Raw genomic sequence first — 18,576 nt, 5'->3', positions numbered from 1 at the left:
AATGGATATATTAGAAGCAATAATCTTAGGTGTAATACAAGGATTAACAGAGTTTTTACCAGTTTCTTCAAGTGGTCATTTAGAATTGGCTAAGGTAATTTTAGGAGATACTTCTGTACCGGAAGAAAGTTTAACTTTTACAGTGGTTTTACACTTTGCTACAGCACTAAGTACTTTGGTTATTTTTAGAAAAGAAGTAGCAGAAATTTTTAAAGGGTTGTTTCAGTTTAAATGGAATGATGAATCTAAGTTTTCTTTAAAAATTATTCTTTCAATGATTCCAGCTGTTGCTGTTGGTTTACTTTTTGAAGAACAATTAGAGTCTTTTTTTGGAGGAAAAATTCTATTAGTAGGGGTTATGTTGTTAGTAACTGCTGTACTTTTATTATTAGCAGATAAAGCAAAAAATACGAATAAAGAAGTAACATTTTCTAATTCATTAATAATTGGAATTTCTCAAGCAATTGCAATGTTGCCAGGTATTTCTAGATCTGGAGCAACAATTTCTACCTCTGTTTTATTAGGTATTGATAGAACAAAAGCAGCCCGTTTTTCTTTCTTAATGGTGGTTCCATTAATTTTTGGTAAAATAGGTAAAGATTTATTAGGTGGAGACTTAAGTTTTCAATCTTCAGAAATGTTGCCTATTTCAATTGGTTTTGTAGCTGCTTTTTTATCAGGTTTATTAGCCTGTAAATGGATGATTGCATTGGTTAAAAAAAGTAAGTTATCTTACTTCTCATTATACTGTGCTATTGTTGGTTTTGTTGCTATTGGTTACGCTCTTTTAAATTAATTTTAGTCTGATTATTTCTGTGAAAGCAGAGACTTCATCATAATAAGTTTTCTTCAAAATGATAAAAACAGTAGAAGAGTATAAAAACGGTCAAGTCTTGTTAATAGACAAACCTTTAAATTGGACTTCTTTTCAAGTAGTTAACAAACTTCGTTGGGAAATTAGACAACGCTTTAATATTAAGAAAATTAAAGTTGGTCATGCGGGTACTTTAGATCCGCTTGCTACAGGTTTATTAATTATTTGTACAGGTAAGCAGACAAAAGAAATACATGTTTACCAAGGACAAGAAAAAGAATATACAGGTACATTTACAATAGGAGCAACCACACCAAGTTACGATTTAGAAACTGAGGTTGATAAAACCTATCCAACAGATCATATAACAGAAGAATTGTTATATGAAACTACCAAGCAATTTATTGGGGATATTCAGCAAAGACCACCTATTTTTTCTGCAATTAAGAAAGATGGTAAACGTTTATATGAGTTAGCTCGAAAGGGTGAAACTACAGAAATTAATGCAAGAACTGTAAGCATAACAGAATTCGAAATCACAAAAATAGATTTACCAGAAGTAGAATTTAGAGTGGTTTGTAGTAAAGGTACTTACATTCGTTCCTTAGCGTACGATTTTGGATTGGCTTTAAATTCAGGCGCACATTTATCAGCATTAAGAAGAACTAAAATTGGTGATTTTTCTGTTGAAAATGGAGTTTCTGTAGAGCAATTTATTCAAGATATACAAGATGACACTGTAGAATCTTAATAGTTAAAATATTTTATATAAAAAACCCAAGCATTTGCTTGGGTTTTTGTTTTATATAGAAGTGTAGAAACTTATTTTTTAGCTAATAAATCTCTAATTTCTGCTAATAAGTCTTCTTGACTTGGTCCTGCAGGAGCTGCTGGAGCTGGTTCTTCTTTCTTTTTAGTTGAGTTAATACCTTTTACAATCATAAACATTACAAAAGCAACAATTATAAAATCGATAACGTTTGTTAAGAAATCTCCGTATAAAACAGCTACTTCACCAACAACTTTTCCAGCGTCATCTACAACACCCTCTTTAGCGATCCATTTCAAATCTTTTAAATCAGTATTAAATATTAATCCAATTAGTGGAGAAACAATTCCTCCTGTAAAAGAAGTTACAACTTGTTTAAAAGCTGCACCCATTACAAAACCTACTGCAATATCAATAAGGTTTCCCTTCATTGCAAAGTCTTTAAACTCTTTAAGCATTCCCATTTTTTATTATTTTTATTATTTGTTAGAATACAAAAGTAATAAAAAAAATCATCACTTTAACATTTTGTTAACACGCTGTGAAATTGCGGTTAAGGTTTCGTAAGGTATTGTTTCAGAAACATCGGCAATATGTTGTATCATTTCTTGATTATTAAAGATGATTACTTCATCACCTTCAGCACAATCAATTTTAGTAATATCTACCATAATCATGTCCATACAAACGTTACCAATAATGTGTGCTTTTTGATTCTTGATAATAACATAGCCCTTTTTATTTCCCAATCTTCTAGACAAACCATCTGCATGACCAATTGGTATGGTTGCCGTTTTGCTTTGTCTTTTGGCGGTAAAAGCTCTATTGTAGCCAACTGTTTCTCCTGGTTCTATAATATGAATTTGAGAAATAATAGATTTTAGATTATGTGTATTTTTAAGTTGAGCCGTTTCTTTTTCATCGTTACCAAAACCATACAAGCCAATACCAATTCTAACCATATTAAATTGTGCTTTTGGGTAGTTTATTACGCCAGAAGTATTTAAAATATGCAGCATTGGTTCGTACCCTAAATGTTTGTAAAATTGTTGGGCAATGTATGCAAAGTTATTTATTTGATTAATGGTAAAGTCTTGTTCTTCTAAATCTTCACTTGCAGCTAAGTGAGAAAATAAAGAAGCTACTTTTACGTGTGTTGCTTCCTTTAATTCGGCAATTATATTAGGAATATCTGTATGCCAAAACCCTAATCTATTTAAGCCTGTATTAAACTTTATATGAACTGGGTAATTCATTAACGGAATTTCATCAGCCAGTTTTAAAAAGGCATTAAAAATTTTAAAATTGTATAAACAAGGCTCTAACCTATAGTTTACAACAGATTGTAAGTTTTGTATGTGTGGGTGTAAAACTAAAATAGGACTTTCTACACCAGCTTCACGCAAAGCTATTCCTTCATGAACATAAGCTACGGCAAAATAATCTACCTTATTTTCTAAAAATTTAGCAATTTGTACGGCATCACTACCATAGGCAAAAGCTTTAACAACCGCTAGAACTTTTGTTTCTGGTTGTAATTTGCCTTTAAAATAATTTAGGTTATGCAATAGTGCATCTCCATCAATTTCTAAAACTGTAACATGGTTATTCATTTATTCCTTAGTTGAATCAACATCTTTTTGTGTTAACATTTTTTGTTTTTGGAGTGCCTTGTAATATGCAGCTCTACTTAAAGGCTCATATTCTTGGGTTTCTCCTAATAGTACTAAATCCTCATTTTGGGTTTTTCTAAAACTGTAATTTGCCAAGTTTCCTGTATGTGTGCATACTGCATGTACTTTTGTAACGTATTCTGCAGTTGCCATTAAAGCAGGCATTGGACCAAATGGTTTTCCTTTAAAATCCATATCTAACCCCGCAACAATTACTCGAACACCTCGGTTGGCAAGGTCGTTACAAACGGCAACAATTTCATCGTCAAAAAACTGAGCTTCATCAATACCAACAACATCAACATCAGTTGCTAATAAGCGAATGTTAGAGGCAACAGGCACAGGTGTAGAGCGAATTCTATTATCATTATGAGAAACTACTTCTTCTTCATCATAGCGTGTATCAACCTCAGGTTTGAAGATTTCTACACGTTGTTTTGCAAATTGAGCACGTTTTAATCTTCTAATCAATTCTTCTGTTTTACCAGAGAACATAGAACCACAAACTACTTCAATCCAGCCAAATTGTTCTGAATGATTTACTGTATTTTCGAGAAACATTTTGTAATTTTAGGCGTTAGAATATTAAATTTGATGTTACTTTGAATTTCAACAAATTTATGAATATTTACGAGTAAAAAATAACTTCAACTTACAACTTATGCACAAAAAATTAGAAGCCGATTTAATGAGTTTAGCACACAGCATTTTGCAATTAAAAAATAAAGAGGATGTGTTTGCTTTAAAAGAAAAATCGAAAGAAATTTATGAAAAATTATCTTTATTAGCTTTTGTAGAAGAATATATAAATACAACACCCAATTTAGAAGTAACAAAAGAGGAATTAATTGAAAATGTAGAAAAAGGAATCGCATTAAAAGAAAAACAAGAAGTTTTTGCGGTTGATATTGAGCCGGTTAAAGAAGATATTGAAGAAGAAACAGTAACCCTTTATGAAATAGAAGAAGAGGGAGTAACTTTACCTGTTGAAGACCAAATTGAGGAAGAATTGGCAGAGGAGTTAGTGATAGAAGAAGCAGAAGAAGATGCCGAAGAGGAAATTGAAGAAGAGATTGAAGAGGATGTGAAAGAAGAAGTGAAGGTTGTAGTTGAAGAAATTATAGAACAACCTTTTGATGAAATAGAAGATATTATATTTGCAGAACCAACCCCAGTTGAAGTAAAGGAAGAAGTTAAAATTGAAGAAAGTAAGACTTTGTCTTTAGAAGAAGAGTTGCAAGACACTATTTCTGTAGATCAAATGGCTACTTTATTTGATATTCCTGCTGCTGCACCAAAATCATTAAATGATAGGTTTTCTGCTAATATTCAAATAGGTTTAAATGATAGAATTGCCTTTGTAAAGAATTTGTTTGATGGAAGTCAAGAAGATTTTAATAGAGTAGTTTCTCAATTAAATACATACGGAACAGAAAAGGAAGCTTTAAAATTTATCAATAAAATGGTAAAACCAGATTACGACTGGTCTTCTCAACAAGAATTAGAGACTCGTTTTATAGAAATTGTAGAGCGTAAATTTGCATAAAACTATTTAAATTTAGAGCAGTAAATAATTTAATGGAATAACAGAATTATTTACTGCTTTATATTTTATTAACCCTAGAAAATAGAATAACTCTTGAAACCAATTTTAATACATACGCATTTTCATAAACGAAGAACCGGAGTTACTAGAAGTATAGAAAATGTGCTACCTTTTTTTAATAAGGAGTATGAGACTTATGTTTATGGTTATAATGTTGAAGGAGATAAAATTACGACTTCAAAATTAAAGAAACTTCTTTTTTCTGATCGAGAGGTTGTTGTGCATTGTCATAGAAATAATGAAATAATGAGAATGTTATTTCTACGTTTTTTAGGAGCAAAGTTTAAGTTAATTGCAACACGTCACGCAGAAACGACTCCGTCTGGATTAACTTTAAAATTATTAAAAAAAGCCGATAAAGTGGTAACACTCATAGAAAGTATGAGTGAAAACTTAGGTATAAAAAATACCATTGTTGGTCATGGAGTAAATGTTGATTTGTTTTCTCCTAAAAAGGATGTCGCTTTAGAAAATATTCAGCAAGAAAATGTAATTTTATGTGCAGGAAGAGTTCGTAAAGCAAAAGGGCAAGTAGTTTTATTAGAAGCAGCTAAGGTTTTAAAAGAACATAAAAATTGGGCTTTGGTAATTGTTGGTAAAATAGATAAACCTGCTTTTTTAGAGGAATTAAAAAAGATTGCAAAAAAGCATCATATTGCAGATCAAATATATTTTGTAGGTGAAACATCAGATATTGTTTCTTATTATCAAGCTTCAAAAATTGCTGTTGTGCCTAGTTTTTCGGAAGGATTTTCTTTAGTAACTGCAGAAGCTATGTCTTGTGGATGTTCTGTAATTGCAACTAAAAATGTGGGAGTCCATTCTTCATTAATAGATAATCAAAAGAATGGTTATTTATTTGAAGCAGGGGCTACCTCAGAATTAGAAACACTTTTATCTAAGTCATTAAAGAATGAAATTCCTCTTTTAGGAAAAGAAGCACGAGAAGAAATTCTAAAAAACTGGAGTGCAAAAAAAGAAGCAGAAAACTTAATGGCAGTTTATAAAACAACATAGGTTTAGATGCTGTAAAATAAGCTGTAAGAATAGCAATTGTAACAAATGTAGTTCGTGGTCGTCTTTAATTTAAAACCTACTAACATGAAACATTTAGCAACAATTTTATTCACACTTTTTATAACAGCTATTTCTGCACAAGATGCGGCATTTCAAAATTTCTACAATTCAAATAAAGAAAAATCTACGTTCTCTATCAATTTATCAGCTTCATTAGCAGGTTCATTTTTAGATAATGAAGACGATGACGATTTAATGAACATCATTAGAAAATCGAGCGATTTTAAATTAATGATTTTTGATAATAAAGACAATAATCTCTCTAAGGATTTTAGAAAATTCGGCAGAAAAAACAATCTAAAAACGCTTGCTCGAGTAAAAGAAAACGGAAGTAAAGCCGAATTATTTTTTATAGAGAAAGGTAGCTACATTAGAGAAATAATTATTAGAGCAAACAGCGATTCAGAAAAAATGGTGCTGTTTGGGGTAAAAACTAAAATTACACACGATGAATTAGCCGCAATGATTTCTTCTTCGGATGTAAAGTATTCATCAAATTAAAAAACAAGAATAAAAAGAGAAGGTTTTAACCAATCTTCTCTTTTAAAGCTTCAATTACTTTTTTACTATTTCCAATAAAAAATTCTTCATCAACTATAAAAACCGGACGCTTTAAAAACGTGTATTCATCCAAAAGAAACTGTCTATAATCAGCCTCAGACAACGTTTGGTTTTTTAAATCCATAGATTTATACAACTTTGCACGTTTATTAAAAAGTGCTTCATAACTGCCAGAAATGGCATACATTTCTTCTAATTGATCTGCAGTAAGGTTGTTTGTTTTAATTTCCTGTCGTTCAAAACCATCGGTATTTACCTCTTTTAAAATTCTTCGGCAAGTATCACAAGTTTGTAAAAAATAGACTTTCTTCATTTTTATAGATTATATTTACATCTCCAAAATTACACAAAAAAATGAACATACAATTCGATCTTTTAAGAACATCTCGCACACTAGTTTTAAAAGAATTAGAGGGCTTAACTTTAGAACAAATCCATACTACACCAGCTGGTTTTAAAAATAACATTGCTTGGAATGTGGCACATTTAGTGGTTACGCAGCAGCTTTTAAACTACAAATTAGCAGGTTTAAACTGTTTATGTCCAGATGAGTTAATCGAAGATTATAAAAAAGGAACCGTACCAACAAAAACCTTTACAGAAGAAGAGTTTGAAGAAGTAAAAGAGTTGCTTTTAGGTTTGCCAGACACTTTACAAGAAGATTACGAAGCAGGTATTTTTGAGAATTTTGTAGAATACCCAACAAGTACTGGTTTTGTACTTAATTCTATAGAGGTTGCTATTTCTTTTAACAATTTTCACGAAGGAATTCACTATGGAATTATAAGATCTATCAAGAAATTTTTATAGGTTTATTAGAAGCTGTTTCCAGCTTTTCGTTATATCTTTTTATAGCTGTCATTGCGAATCACACTTTTTCTTTGAGATTCGCAATCTCATAGCTTAAAATAGATTCTCCTCTTTATAGGCTATAAAAAGGATGCCACTTCAATCTGGGCTAAACTAGTTTGCTAACTTATAGTAATATAAAATTATCAATACATTTTTAAAGATGAAATTCAATACCAAAACAATTCACGGAGGTCAAAAACCAGAAGAAACTACCGGAGCAGTAATGCCTCCAGTTTTTTTAACATCTACTTTTGCTAAAACGAGTCCTACGAAACACAAAGGATTCGAATATTCTAGAGGAGGAAACCCAACAAGGGCTGCCTTAGAAAATAGTTTAGCATCTTTAGAAAATGGAACTCACGGATTTGCATTTGCATCGGGTTTGGCAGCAATAGATGCTGTTTTACGTTTATTAAATCCTGGAGATGAAATTATTGCAGGAGACGATTTATATGGTGGAAGTTATAGAATGTTTACCAAGTTATTTCAAAAATACGGATTAGAGTTTTCTTTTGTAAATATGGACGATGTTGCAAACATTACAAATGCCATTACGGAAAATACAAAGCTAGTTTGGATAGAAACACCAACCAATCCATTGATGAAAATTGCCGATATTAAAGCAATTTCATCAGCAGTAAAAGATATTGATGCTACTATTTTAATAGGAGTAGACAATACGTTTGCAACGCCATATTTACAGCAACCTTTAGATTTAGGAACTGATATTGTAATGCATTCTGCAACAAAATATTTAGGAGGCCATAGCGATTTAATTATGGGCGCTTTGGTTGTAAAAGATAAAAAGCTGGCAGAAGATATTCATTTTATTCAATACGCAGCAGGCGCAATTTCTGGACCAATGGACTCTTTTTTAGCATTAAGGGGTATAAAAACGTTACATATAAGAATGCAACGACATTGTGAAAACGGAATTGTAGTGGCTAAATTTTTAGAAAAGCATCCAAAAGTTAGTCAAGTTTATTATCCTGGTTTAGAAAATCATCCAAACTACGAATTGGCAAAAAGTCAAATGAATGGTTTTGGAGGAATGGTTTCTTTCCGACTAAAAGAGGAGACACAAGAAGCAGCATATGCATTTTTAAAAAACACTAAAATATTTACGCTTGCAGAATCTTTAGGCGGCGTAGAAAGTTTATCTAATCATCCAATTAGCATGTCTCATGGTTCTATTCCTGCTCCAGAAAAAGAGCGAATGGGAATTACAAATTCCTTAATTCGTTTAAGTGTAGGTATTGAAGATATAGAAGATATACTTACTGATTTAGAACAAGCCTTAAAAGCATAAAAAAAAGAGCCAATTGGCTCTTTTTTTTATGCTTTTAATTTAAAACTTATTCCGGATTTTTAACAGTAAAGACATTTCCGTCTAAGTAGTAGTTTGCACGTAATTTTAATTCCTGAGGATAATAAATAATGCTTTCCGGTTGTTGTTTTAACAAGTAATTACCAGTGTCCCATTTATTGTTTTTATTTTCATCAATAATGGCTCTAATAAAATATGTTTTTGGTTCTAATAGATTGTATCGTATTTGCCCAGAACCTGTAATAAAGCGTCTTTCTATAAGTTTGTCTTTGTTTTTTCCTTCTAAAAGTTCAATAATTAAATGATTAGAAGTTTCGTTTACAATATCCATGGTAATTCTTCCGTAATCTTCAATTTCTTTTGTAGTAAATTTGAAGTTTAAAGTATCGTTTTTTTGTTCAAAGATATCAGAAATAGCGTCTGGCATCATCTTAAAAGCATATTTCTGTTGTGGTTCTTTATCAAAAATAAAGGCTATTTTATTTTCTATGTTAGAAATTATACTAACAAAAGGAACTGATAATGTATCTTTATCTACCAAGGTAATCTTGCTCGTATCAATTTTTACAAGCGGGTTGTTTCCTTTTATAAAAAAAGTATCCCTAAGTTGTAGTGTTCCGCTTACAGAAGAACTTAAAATTAACGAGTCTGTTTTTTTCTTACGAAGATTTACAGTAACTGTATCTATAAATCTATCGTTTGTAACTATAAAATTTAAAGAATCCGCTTCAAAAGGTTTGTACCAGTAATTTAGTGTGTCTTTATCTATTTCTAGCTTAGAAACACTTCTAAAGTCTTCTGGAGTATCAGAGATAATTTGAACTTTTAGATCTTTTATGACACCTTCATAACCAAATTCAATTTTACCTCTTGTAATTTCTTTACCACGTTTAAATGAATAAGGTTGAGTTTCTTTAAATAATATTATTGGTTTTTTTATAATACTATCTCTAGGTAAAGTTATGGTATCTGTAAAAAAACCTATTTTATCTTCCCTTGGATTAAAAAGGTAATCGTTGACAGTTTCTTTTAAAGCAACCATTAAATACTTACCTTCTTTTAAGTTTGTAAGGTTAAAAAGAGAAGTGTCTAAAGAACTTGTTACATAATTTGGTTTCTTTTTAAAAACGATGGAATCTGTAAAAGAACTATCTATTTTATATAATAAAACATTGATGTTTTTTTGACTTTCGTCTAAATAAGCATCTTTAATTTTACCAGAAGTAGAAAGTGAGTCTATATATTTACCAGTAGAAAAAACATATTTAAAACTTTCTAACTTGTTTCCTTCATTATTATCTTCAATAGCATTACCAAAGTTTATAATATAGGTAGTGTTTTCTTGTAAAGTATCAAGTATTTTGATGTTTAAAAATTTACTAGCCGTACTTTGTGGTGTAACCAATAAAGGTGTTTTTAGAGGAGGAGAAACAATTAGTTGTTTGTTTAGGTCCTTTAATTTTATATACTCGTTAAAGTTTAATTCTATCTCTTTTGCATCAAAATTAATGGTTTCATATGCTGGTTTAGAGGTCACGAACAAAGGGGCGTCTTCGTCTTTAGGACCACCTTCTGGGTTTCCTGTTCTTGCGCAGTTAGTTAAAATTACAATTGAAATGCTAAAAAAAATTAATCTAAAAAAGTGTCTCACAAAAAGTAAATTTTATACAAATTAACAATATATTTTTGACTTAAAAATCATAAAGTTTATTCGGTGTATGCCATTGTTAAAATACTAATTTTTACACCTTCGGTTTTTTGCAGCTCTTTTGCACAAGCTTCTAAAGTTGCACCAGTTGTAATAACATCATCAATTAGTAAAATGTGTTTATTTTTTAAGGCTGTTATGTTAGATAACTGAAATTTTGTATCGTTATTATTAAAACGCTCAAAACGAGCTTTAAAAGTTTGAGTTTTTGAGGAGGAAGTTCTTAATAAAATATCTTCTACAAAGGTTTTATTTAGGTGATTACTTAAGGATTCTCCAAATTTTGAAACTTGATTATAACCTCTTTCCCTTCGTTTTTTAGGATGCAACGGAACGGGAACAATAACATCAATAGCAGAAAATTCATTATTTTCTATTAACATCTCTCCCAGCCAATTTCCGAAAAACACACCTACTTCTTCATTTCCTTTGTATTTTAATTCGTGAATTAATTTTTTGGTTATCCCTATTTTTCTGTAAAATAATAAAGAATATGCTTTTTCTATGGTAATTCTTCCATAGAATGTTTTAGTTATTTTATTTTCAGAATAGTTTGTAAAATTAGTTAAAGGTAAGTCGTGCCTGCAAAATGTACATATTGCATTTTCATTCTTAGTGAGTTGATTATCGCAATTTGCACATAATTTGGGGTAAAAAAGATTGAATAAGTCTTTTAAAATTCGCATTTTTACAAAGCCTTTTTTTTTAGAAAGATAAGATTATAATTTAAGAATAAGATTTGAACAACAGAATAAATTTTTTTAAAGAGTCAATAAAGAACTTAAAGACCTTAGGAACTGTTACACCGAGTTCTCGATTTTTAGCAGAAAGAATGTTAAAGAAAATAGATTTTTCTAAAGTAGAAGTTTTAGTAGAATTTGGTCCTGGAAACGGAGCGATAACCAAACTTATTTTAGAGAAGTTACCCATTAATGCAACTCTAATTTGTTTTGAAATTAATGATTGTTTTTACAATGAACTATCTGAAATAAAAAACAAGCAACTTATTGTTGTAAAATCATCCGCAGAAAAAATTGAAGAAGAACTAAAAAAACTCAACTTAAATAAAACGTGTCACATTATTTCTAGTTTGCCTTTAACCATCATTCCGGAGGAAGTTGCAGATGAAATTTTAGAAAAATCTTTTCGTGCTTTAGTAGATAATGGAACCTTTATTCAGTTTCAGTATAGTTTAACATATTTTAAAAAACTTAAAAATGTGTTTAATCAATCTATATCTTTAGGTTTTGAGCCCTTAAATTTCCCTCCAGCTTTTGTTTATCATTGTAAAAAGGTAAGTTAAAATTTTATTGATATATTTTTACAAAAGTTTCTTTAACTCTTTCTGATAATAATAAATAAGGAACAATAATTCCTGTAGAAATAAAACTTTTTAGTAGTTGATTTTCCTCTACACTTGTTAAATTATTAACACCTGTTATGGCTGTTGCTAAAAATGAATCCGCTACTATAAATACCAAATAAACGATTAAAAAGATAGCATATACTCTAGGGAAACTACTTCTCTTTTTTATAAATAAAACAATAATTAGTGGTAAAAAGACTAAAACTGCTGCGTTAAATATTGTTTCAATAATTAATAATAGCCCTATAGATAAACTAAAGTCTGTGCCACCAAAATAGACTAACCAATCTCCATTTAAATATACTTCTGTATTTAATAAATCCATAAAAACCCTTATTGGTGAGATACAGAGTCCAATACCAATTAAAATTAACCAACCACCAATAGGTTTATTTTCTTGATAATAAGATTCAATTTTTGGTGTTACATCGTAGTGATAAAGTTTAAAAGCTAACCAAGTAAAAAATATTAAAAAACAAATAAATATAAAAATGCCTAAGTATTTTAATGCTGAACCAGTTGAGGTAGAACTACCTCCTGTATTATAGGAAATGTTGTAGTTTAACTCGCTATCTAGTTTTTTTAAGTCATTATAAAATGCTGGAAATTCGGCTACACTTACAAAGTCCTTTTGTATTTTAAGTAAATGTTTTAAAGTTAATATATTTTTAGATTTATTATATAATACATCAAAATCGTAAAAAATATTTGGAGAGTTCAAGTTAAAATTGTCTTCATCAACATTCCATTCTTCTGGTAACTCTACATTAATGGTGTGGCTTCTTGTAATAGGATAACTAAGTTCGAAAGGTGTTTCTCTTTCAATTTTAGAAGGCATTGATAGTACATTTGTTATTGTGTACGGTGTAAAATCTACACCAATCTGGTTTTCCATGTATGATGGTTGCCAAATACTATCAATCTTATAAGTTTCGTTTATTGTAAATGTGTTTGTTTTAAGATTGTCTGTATATTCTGGTTTGCCTAAACTTTTTATATTCGCATGATAGTCTGAGTAAAATTTTTCAAACTCTTTTTGGATGTTGATAATACTATTGTTTTTAAAATAAAAACGAATATTATCAGCCTCTGCTTCACTGTAAATACTAGTTATTTTTAAGATTGCACCTTTGCCAACTTCCTCTAAAATATAATTATCTGTTATATCGATGGTGTTTTCTGCAAACGGAAAAATTTCTTCGAAATCTTTATTTCCTTTTTTAAGAACTAATCCAAATCTATAATCAGGAAAAACAACTTTATTAAAAGTACCACCTTGATTTGTGATTGTTGGGTCATACCAACGCTCACCTTCATTACCATCGATAACTTTAACTACACAATGATTAAAATGAGCAGGATTTGGCAATAAATTGGTAACAGTTTTCTTTAGATAAGTACTCACTAAAACAGGATACGCTTCAATGTTCATTTGATTAAGCATGGTTACTAATAATAGACTTTTGTCTTTACAGTCACCAAATCGTTGGTTATAAACCTTGTTAGGAGACGAAGGTTTGTAAGCGCTAATTCCGTTTTCTAACCCTAAATATCTTACTTCATCTTGCACAAACCTTAATGTAGCTTCTATTTTTAGACCTTTAGTATTGTTTTCTTTATCAATTTCTTTAATTTTTTTTAATAAACTGTTAGATAGATTGTTTTTAACTTTAAAAAGTTGAACACCCCAATCAATTAAATTTTCCCAAGATTTGTAATTACCTATTTCTATAAAGTTAGCATCTAAAAACCACGAAGGCGTATTGTCTTCAAAATGGGTGGCACTAATATTTTCTTCTAATAAAGTATACGTGTATTTGTTGTTATTAAAAGTTTCGTTAAACTTTAATTGGTTTTTAAATGACTTTACTTCAAGTTTGTTTTTAGAGTTAATTCTTACATTTATTTTACCTATCGGATGTGAATTGTCTAAATTATAATACTCTGCAAAATAATTTTTATGAATAGGGTTGTATCCCTTTCGTGTAAAACTATAAGCTATAATATCTCCAACTCTTACATCGCTAATATGAGTTACTGCAGACAAACTACCATCATAGATATAATTTTCTGCATCTAACTCTTGTCTTATGGTTTGAAATTCTGAATTGTTGAGTTTACTGATGGTTTGTCCATTTCTTATAATATCAATTTCATGAAAACTAAGGTTTTGATAACTTGGATCAAAAGAAATATTAATACTCGATGCTTCTTGTATACCTACATTTTCCGTAATTTTAGTGACAACTTTAAAATAATTTTCTTCGCTATCTACTTGTGTTTGTTGATCGTATAAGAGAATTAAAGTTCCCTGTGTTATTTCATCAAAATTAATATCTGGCTCGCTGGCATAGGTTTGAACTTCAACCCAATTAGGTGTTGATGTTTTTTTAATCTGAGCAAAATTTAAAGAGACAAATAAGAAGGAGAAAACAACCGTAAAAAGGCTTTTTAACATGTTATAAAAGTTTTAACAAAAGTAATTTTTAATATATAAAAAATTGATATAAATAATTTATTTTTGCTTTATGGCAAAACAAGAAGATCAATTTAAGAAAGTATTATCGCACGCTAAAGAATATGGTTATGTTTTTCAGTCTTCTGAAATTTATGACGGATTAAGTGCGGTTTACGATTATGCTCAAAACGGAGTTGAGCTAAAGAAAAATATTAGAGATTATTGGTGGAAAGCAATGGTGCAAATGCACGAAAACATTGTAGGTATAGATGCTTCAATATTAATGCATCCTACAACTTGGAAAGCTTCTGGACACGTAGATGCTTTTAACGATCCATTAATTGATAACAAAGATTCTAAAAAACGTTACAGAGCTGATGTTTTAATTGAAGAATATTGTGCTAAAATTGAAGGTAAAATAAATAAAGAAGTTGCTAAAGCAGAAAAACGTTTTGGTGATGCTTTTAATAAAGAAGAATTTTTAGCGACCAATGGAAGAGTTGTTGGGTATCAAGAAAAAATAAATACAATTTTAGCAAGAATGGGTTCTTCTTTAGAAAAAGAAGACTTAGCTGACGTAAAGTTATTAATTGAAGAGTTAGAAATTGCAGATCCTTTAACAGGTTCTAGAAATTGGACGGATGTAAAACAGTTTAATTTAATGTTTGGTACTAAATTAGGTGCTTCTGCAGAAACTGCAATGGATTTATATTTGCGTCCAGAAACTGCACAAGGAATTTTTGTAAATTTCTTAAACGTGCAAAAAACGGGTAGAATGAAAATTCCTTTCGGAATTGCACAAACCGGTAAGGCTTTTAGAAATGAGATTGTTGCAAGACAATTTATTTTTAGAATGCGTGAGTTTGAACAAATGGAAATGCAATTTTTTGTAAAACCAGGAACTCAAAAAGAATGGTATGATGCTTGGAAAGAAACACGTTTAAAATGGCATTTATCTTTAGGAATGGGAGCGGAGAACTACCGCTTTCATGACCACGATAAATTAGCTCATTATGCAGATGCAGCAGCAGATATTGAATTTAACTTCCCTTTCGGATTTAAAGAATTAGAAGGTATTCATTCTCGTACAGATTTCGATTTAAAAGCGCATGAAGAATTTTCTGGTAAGAAATTACAGTATTTCGATCATGAAGAAAATAAAAGTTACACACCTTATGTAGTAGAAACTTCTATTGGTTTAGATAGAATGTTTTTGGCGGTTTTTTCTAACTCTTTACAAGAGGAAGCGTTAGAAAATGGAACTACAAGAACTGTTTTAAAATTACCTGCAGTCTTAGCGCCTTTTAAAGCAGCTATCTTTCCTTTAGTTAAAAAGGATGGTTTGCCAGAAGTAGCGCGTGAAATTATGGACGATTTAAAATGGGATTTCAACGTTTTTTACGATGAAAAAGATGCCGTTGGTAAACGTTATAGACGTCAGGATGCAGCAGGAACACCATTTTGTATTACTGTAGATCATGACACTTTAGAAGATAAATGTGTTACTATAAGACATAGAGATACTATGGAGCAAAAACGTGTTGCAATAGCCGATTTAAAAGAAATTATTAAAGCAGAAGTAGATGTAAAAACTTGGTTACAGAAAATGTAATTAAATTTTAAGCAAAAAAAAAGCTGAATCTCAATTGAGATTCAGCTTTTTTTTGCTTTTAAAATAAGTGTTATGCTGCTATTTTGTCTGCACAACAAGCCATTTTACAGTCTTCTTTACAAAAGGTTGTTCCATCTTCATTAACAGAGCAACAAGCTTTCTCTGCTGCTGTAGTAGTAGTTTTGTTTTGGCAAGTTTCTTTACAATCTTCTGTACAAGTATGTGCTACTTTTTTAGGAGCAATAGAAGCTTTATAAAGTTCTCCGCCAGCAATACCGCTAACAAAAGCAACTAAATCTTCTTTAGAAGTTGTGTTTGCATCAAAGGCAATGTTTGCAATGCTATCTGTAAAAACAACTTTAGCATCTATAACACCTTCTTTTTTAGATAATTTAGATTGAATCGTTTTAGCACAACCAATTTCGCAAGTCATACCAGAGATAGCTAAAGAAACGTTCTCTTTTTGTACGGGTAGTTTTTCTTTTTTAACTTCACTTTTACATCCTATTAAAAGGAAACAAGCAAGTGCGAAAGAAAATAATATTTTTTGAATTTTCATTATTATAAGTTATAAAATTATTTTACAAATTTATTAATAAAAGCCTTGACTTTTAAATTTTTATAGATTTTTGTACTAATTTTAAATAAAAAAAGGTTGAAAACCGAAATCTTCAACCTTTTATACTTTTTTAAAGTAGCTTATTTAAAATCTTCGTCAGTAACACCTTCGTTAATTTTAATTTCTGTAACCTCAAATTTTATATCCATAGGTCCCATTTTTTGTCCCATTGAAAATGGAAATTTGACACCCTTTACTTCTTTGTAATTAGAAAAAGTAGAAGGTACTCTTACTTCTTTTCCATCTGGAGTTTTTACAACTTGAACTTCTTGTAATTTTAATCCAGATTTTATATCAAAAAATATTTCTTTATCATCATATTTAATAACGTAAGCTTTGGTGCCTTCTAAAGGTTCAATTCTTAAAAGTTCTCCTTCTTTATATGCTAATTCTCCTATAATTGTATTTTTAGCTTTTGATTTTGTAATTTCTTCTGCTGTCATTTCTTTTTTGTTACCTCGTGCTTCTTGGTATCCTGTTTCACCATCAAAAACCATTTTTTGTAAAACTTGTCCCATTCCAGAAACAATAACAACACTTTTATTAGGTGCAGCAGTTTTTGTTACTAAAGAAATATCCATTCCTTGTACTTTTGCCGCAGAAGTAATTGACACAGATTCAATTGCCATCAATTTATCTTCTCCTCCAATAGCATCAATGTAAGAATCAATAACAGAACTTGCAGTAACGCCTTCTGGAATTGCTATAGTCATCTCTGGCTTTTCAGTAGCATTACCATTTTTATCAAAGTAGTTGATGGTGTACCCTGTTTTTTCTAAATTATCTAAAACATCAATTGCTTTACCAGTAACAATTATACGAGCTTCATCACTTTTAAAGTATTTTAAAGCTGCATTTTGAACATCTTCTGCAGTAACAGCATTTATGTTAGTTAAATAGTTTTCGTAAAAATCTGTTGGTAAATTATAACGAGCAATATTTAAAGCAAAACTAGCCGCAGTTGCAGGTTTTTGTACATCTATAACAAAGTTACCAACATATTGTGCTTTTGCATTTTTTAATTCTTCTTCGGTAACTTTTTCAGTACGAATTTTATCGATTTCCTTTTTAATTTCTACTATAGAACTGTCTGTAACTACGTTACGAACACTTGCAGATGCTCTAAAAGTTGCCGCTACTTTACTCTGTCTAAGGCTAGAATAAGAACCATAAGTGTATCCTTTGTCTTCACGTAAATTCATAAATAAACGTGCAGTTCCACCACCACCAAGAATATTGCTTGCTAATAAAGCTGCATAATAATCTTTGTCGCCTAATTTTAAATCGATATTGTTAGCAACTACAACTTCTGATTGCACTGCGTTTGGCATATTGATAAAATTGATTTCTGTTTTAGAAACATTCTCTGGTTTTTTGAAAGTAACTTCTGGAATATCACTTTTTACCCATTTTTTGAATAAACTTTTTACTAATTTTTTAGTAGCTTTTATATTGATGTCTCCAACAATAATTAAATAAGCATTGTTTGGCTTATAATAAGTATTGTAGTTAGTTTTAACATCATCTAAAGTAATGTTGTTTACAGTTTCTTTAGAGATAAACTCTCCATAAGGATGGTTTTTACCATACAATAAAGCGCTTTCTACTCTTCTTGCAGTACTAGTAACATTTTTTTCGTCAGATTTTAATCCGTCTAAAGTAATTTTAATTTCTTTATCGAATTCTTCTTGCGTAAATTGAGAGTTTATAACTCCGTCTGCCATTAATTCTAATATCTCCGGGAAATATTTTGTTAATGACCTTGCAGAAGCACCAGAACTGTAAAAATTAACTCCAGCTCCTAAGAAATCTACTTTCTCATTAAATTCATCTTTGGTAATATTTTTTGTTCCTCTTCCTAATAAACTTCCCATTATGCTAGAAACTCCTGCCTTGTCTCCCTCTACAACAGGTTTGTTGTCTATAGTTAAACTAGCAGATGCTCTTGGTAATTTATGGTTTTCTACCATAATTACTTGTAAGCCATTTGATAAAGTAAATTTTTCTGATTTACCTAATTGAACCTTTGGTGCTGGTCCTGGTTTAGGTTGTTGGCTTCTATCTATTTGTGCAGTTGTAGCAAAAGACATTGCTATAAGTGCGATAAGTGATATTATCTGTTTTTTCATTGTAT

The 18,576-nt window shown here is 30.3% G+C and carries 18 protein-coding genes; 9 read left to right on the top strand and 9 right to left on the bottom strand.

Annotation, left to right across the window (positions count from 1 at the left end; genetic code table 11):
* The first annotated feature begins 1 nt into the window (after nucleotide 1).
* Nucleotides 2-796: an undecaprenyl-diphosphate phosphatase gene (locus H0I27_RS16385; RefSeq protein WP_218731711.1), complete on the top strand. Its 795-nt coding sequence runs from the start codon at nucleotides 2-4 to the stop codon at nucleotides 794-796.
* A 58-nt stretch (nucleotides 797-854) separates the two neighbouring features.
* Nucleotides 855-1,565, top strand: coding sequence for a tRNA pseudouridine(55) synthase TruB (gene truB, locus H0I27_RS16380; RefSeq protein ID WP_218731710.1), 711 nt, complete (start codon nucleotides 855-857; stop codon nucleotides 1,563-1,565).
* Nucleotides 1,566-1,636: 71 nt separating this feature from the next.
* Here truB and mscL read toward each other — a convergent pair whose 3' ends face one another.
* From mscL to H0I27_RS16365, 3 genes are read right to left on the bottom strand one after another with little or no spacing between them, the layout of a single operon-like run.
* Nucleotides 1,637-2,047, bottom strand: coding sequence for a large conductance mechanosensitive channel protein MscL (gene mscL / locus H0I27_RS16375; protein ID WP_240915441.1), 411 nt, complete (start codon nucleotides 2,045-2,047; stop codon nucleotides 1,637-1,639).
* Nucleotides 2,048-2,098: 51 nt separating this feature from the next.
* Nucleotides 2,099-3,196, bottom strand: coding sequence for an alanine racemase (alr, locus tag H0I27_RS16370; protein ID WP_218731709.1), 1,098 nt, complete (start codon nucleotides 3,194-3,196; stop codon nucleotides 2,099-2,101).
* Complete coding sequence (locus tag H0I27_RS16365) at nucleotides 3,197-3,817, bottom strand: thymidine kinase (protein WP_218731708.1); 621 nt, start codon at nucleotides 3,815-3,817, stop codon at nucleotides 3,197-3,199.
* 100 nt (nucleotides 3,818-3,917) lie between these two features.
* On the opposite strand from H0I27_RS16365, the gene H0I27_RS16360 reads away from it, so the two are divergent.
* The 3 genes from H0I27_RS16360 to H0I27_RS16350 all read left to right on the top strand — a co-directional run bounded on the left by H0I27_RS16360 (nucleotide 3,918) and on the right by H0I27_RS16350 (nucleotide 6,440).
* Nucleotides 3,918-4,802 (top strand): hypothetical protein, encoded by an 885-nt coding sequence (locus H0I27_RS16360; protein ID WP_218731707.1) that lies wholly within the window; start codon nucleotides 3,918-3,920, stop codon nucleotides 4,800-4,802.
* Between the two features lie 93 nt (nucleotides 4,803-4,895).
* On the top strand, nucleotides 4,896-5,879 hold the full coding sequence (locus H0I27_RS16355) for a glycosyltransferase family 4 protein (RefSeq protein WP_218731706.1): 984 nt from the start codon (nucleotides 4,896-4,898) through the stop codon (nucleotides 5,877-5,879).
* 84 nt (nucleotides 5,880-5,963) lie between these two features.
* Nucleotides 5,964-6,440, top strand: coding sequence for a DUF4252 domain-containing protein (locus tag H0I27_RS16350; RefSeq protein WP_218731705.1), 477 nt, complete (start codon nucleotides 5,964-5,966; stop codon nucleotides 6,438-6,440).
* 25 nt (nucleotides 6,441-6,465) lie between these two features.
* Here H0I27_RS16350 and H0I27_RS16345 read toward each other — a convergent pair whose 3' ends face one another.
* Nucleotides 6,466-6,813 (bottom strand): arsenate reductase family protein, encoded by a 348-nt coding sequence (locus H0I27_RS16345; RefSeq protein ID WP_218731704.1) that lies wholly within the window; start codon nucleotides 6,811-6,813, stop codon nucleotides 6,466-6,468.
* Nucleotides 6,814-6,854: 41 nt separating this feature from the next.
* On the opposite strand from H0I27_RS16345, the gene H0I27_RS16340 reads away from it, so the two are divergent.
* Both H0I27_RS16340 and H0I27_RS16335 read left to right on the top strand, forming a co-directional pair.
* Nucleotides 6,855-7,310: a DinB family protein gene (locus H0I27_RS16340; RefSeq protein ID WP_218731703.1), complete on the top strand. Its 456-nt coding sequence runs from the start codon at nucleotides 6,855-6,857 to the stop codon at nucleotides 7,308-7,310.
* Between the two features lie 202 nt (nucleotides 7,311-7,512).
* Nucleotides 7,513-8,661, top strand: a complete 1,149-nt coding sequence (locus H0I27_RS16335; protein WP_218731702.1) for a cystathionine gamma-synthase — start codon at nucleotides 7,513-7,515, stop codon at nucleotides 8,659-8,661.
* Between the two features lie 46 nt (nucleotides 8,662-8,707).
* On the opposite strand, the gene H0I27_RS16330 is transcribed toward H0I27_RS16335, so the two are convergent.
* Both H0I27_RS16330 and H0I27_RS16325 read right to left on the bottom strand, forming a co-directional pair.
* Nucleotides 8,708-10,330, bottom strand: coding sequence for an Ig-like domain-containing protein (locus tag H0I27_RS16330; protein ID WP_218731701.1), 1,623 nt, complete (start codon nucleotides 10,328-10,330; stop codon nucleotides 8,708-8,710).
* A 56-nt stretch (nucleotides 10,331-10,386) separates the two neighbouring features.
* Nucleotides 10,387-11,073 (bottom strand): ComF family protein, encoded by a 687-nt coding sequence (locus H0I27_RS16325; protein ID WP_218731700.1) that lies wholly within the window; start codon nucleotides 11,071-11,073, stop codon nucleotides 10,387-10,389.
* A 53-nt stretch (nucleotides 11,074-11,126) separates the two neighbouring features.
* Between H0I27_RS16325 and H0I27_RS16320 the strand changes: the two genes are divergently transcribed.
* On the top strand, nucleotides 11,127-11,690 hold the full coding sequence (locus tag H0I27_RS16320; RefSeq protein WP_218731699.1) for a class I SAM-dependent methyltransferase: 564 nt from the start codon (nucleotides 11,127-11,129) through the stop codon (nucleotides 11,688-11,690).
* A 4-nt stretch (nucleotides 11,691-11,694) separates the two neighbouring features.
* Here the strand turns inward: H0I27_RS16320 and H0I27_RS16315 are convergent, their stop codons facing one another.
* Nucleotides 11,695-14,211 (bottom strand): DUF2569 family protein, encoded by a 2,517-nt coding sequence (locus tag H0I27_RS16315; protein WP_218731698.1) that lies wholly within the window; start codon nucleotides 14,209-14,211, stop codon nucleotides 11,695-11,697.
* Between the two features lie 70 nt (nucleotides 14,212-14,281).
* Here H0I27_RS16315 and H0I27_RS16310 point away from each other — a divergent pair, with 70 nt between their 5' ends.
* Nucleotides 14,282-15,823: a glycine--tRNA ligase gene (locus H0I27_RS16310; protein WP_218731697.1), complete on the top strand. Its 1,542-nt coding sequence runs from the start codon at nucleotides 14,282-14,284 to the stop codon at nucleotides 15,821-15,823.
* A 70-nt stretch (nucleotides 15,824-15,893) separates the two neighbouring features.
* On the opposite strand, the gene H0I27_RS16305 is transcribed toward H0I27_RS16310, so the two are convergent.
* Together H0I27_RS16305 and H0I27_RS16300 are read right to left on the bottom strand one after the other, a co-directional pair.
* Nucleotides 15,894-16,382 (bottom strand): cation transporter, encoded by a 489-nt coding sequence (locus H0I27_RS16305; protein ID WP_218731696.1) that lies wholly within the window; start codon nucleotides 16,380-16,382, stop codon nucleotides 15,894-15,896.
* Between the two features lie 140 nt (nucleotides 16,383-16,522).
* Complete coding sequence (locus H0I27_RS16300) at nucleotides 16,523-18,571, bottom strand: pitrilysin family protein (protein ID WP_218731695.1); 2,049 nt, start codon at nucleotides 18,569-18,571, stop codon at nucleotides 16,523-16,525.
* Nucleotides 18,572-18,576: the final 5 nt, after the last annotated feature.

It is taken from the genome of Polaribacter sp. HaHaR_3_91 (assembly GCF_019278525.1).
In the GTDB taxonomy this organism is placed as follows: domain Bacteria; phylum Bacteroidota; class Bacteroidia; order Flavobacteriales; family Flavobacteriaceae; genus Polaribacter.
Note: the sequence above shows the minus strand (reverse complement) of the source record. Positions and strands in the feature narration are given on the sequence as shown.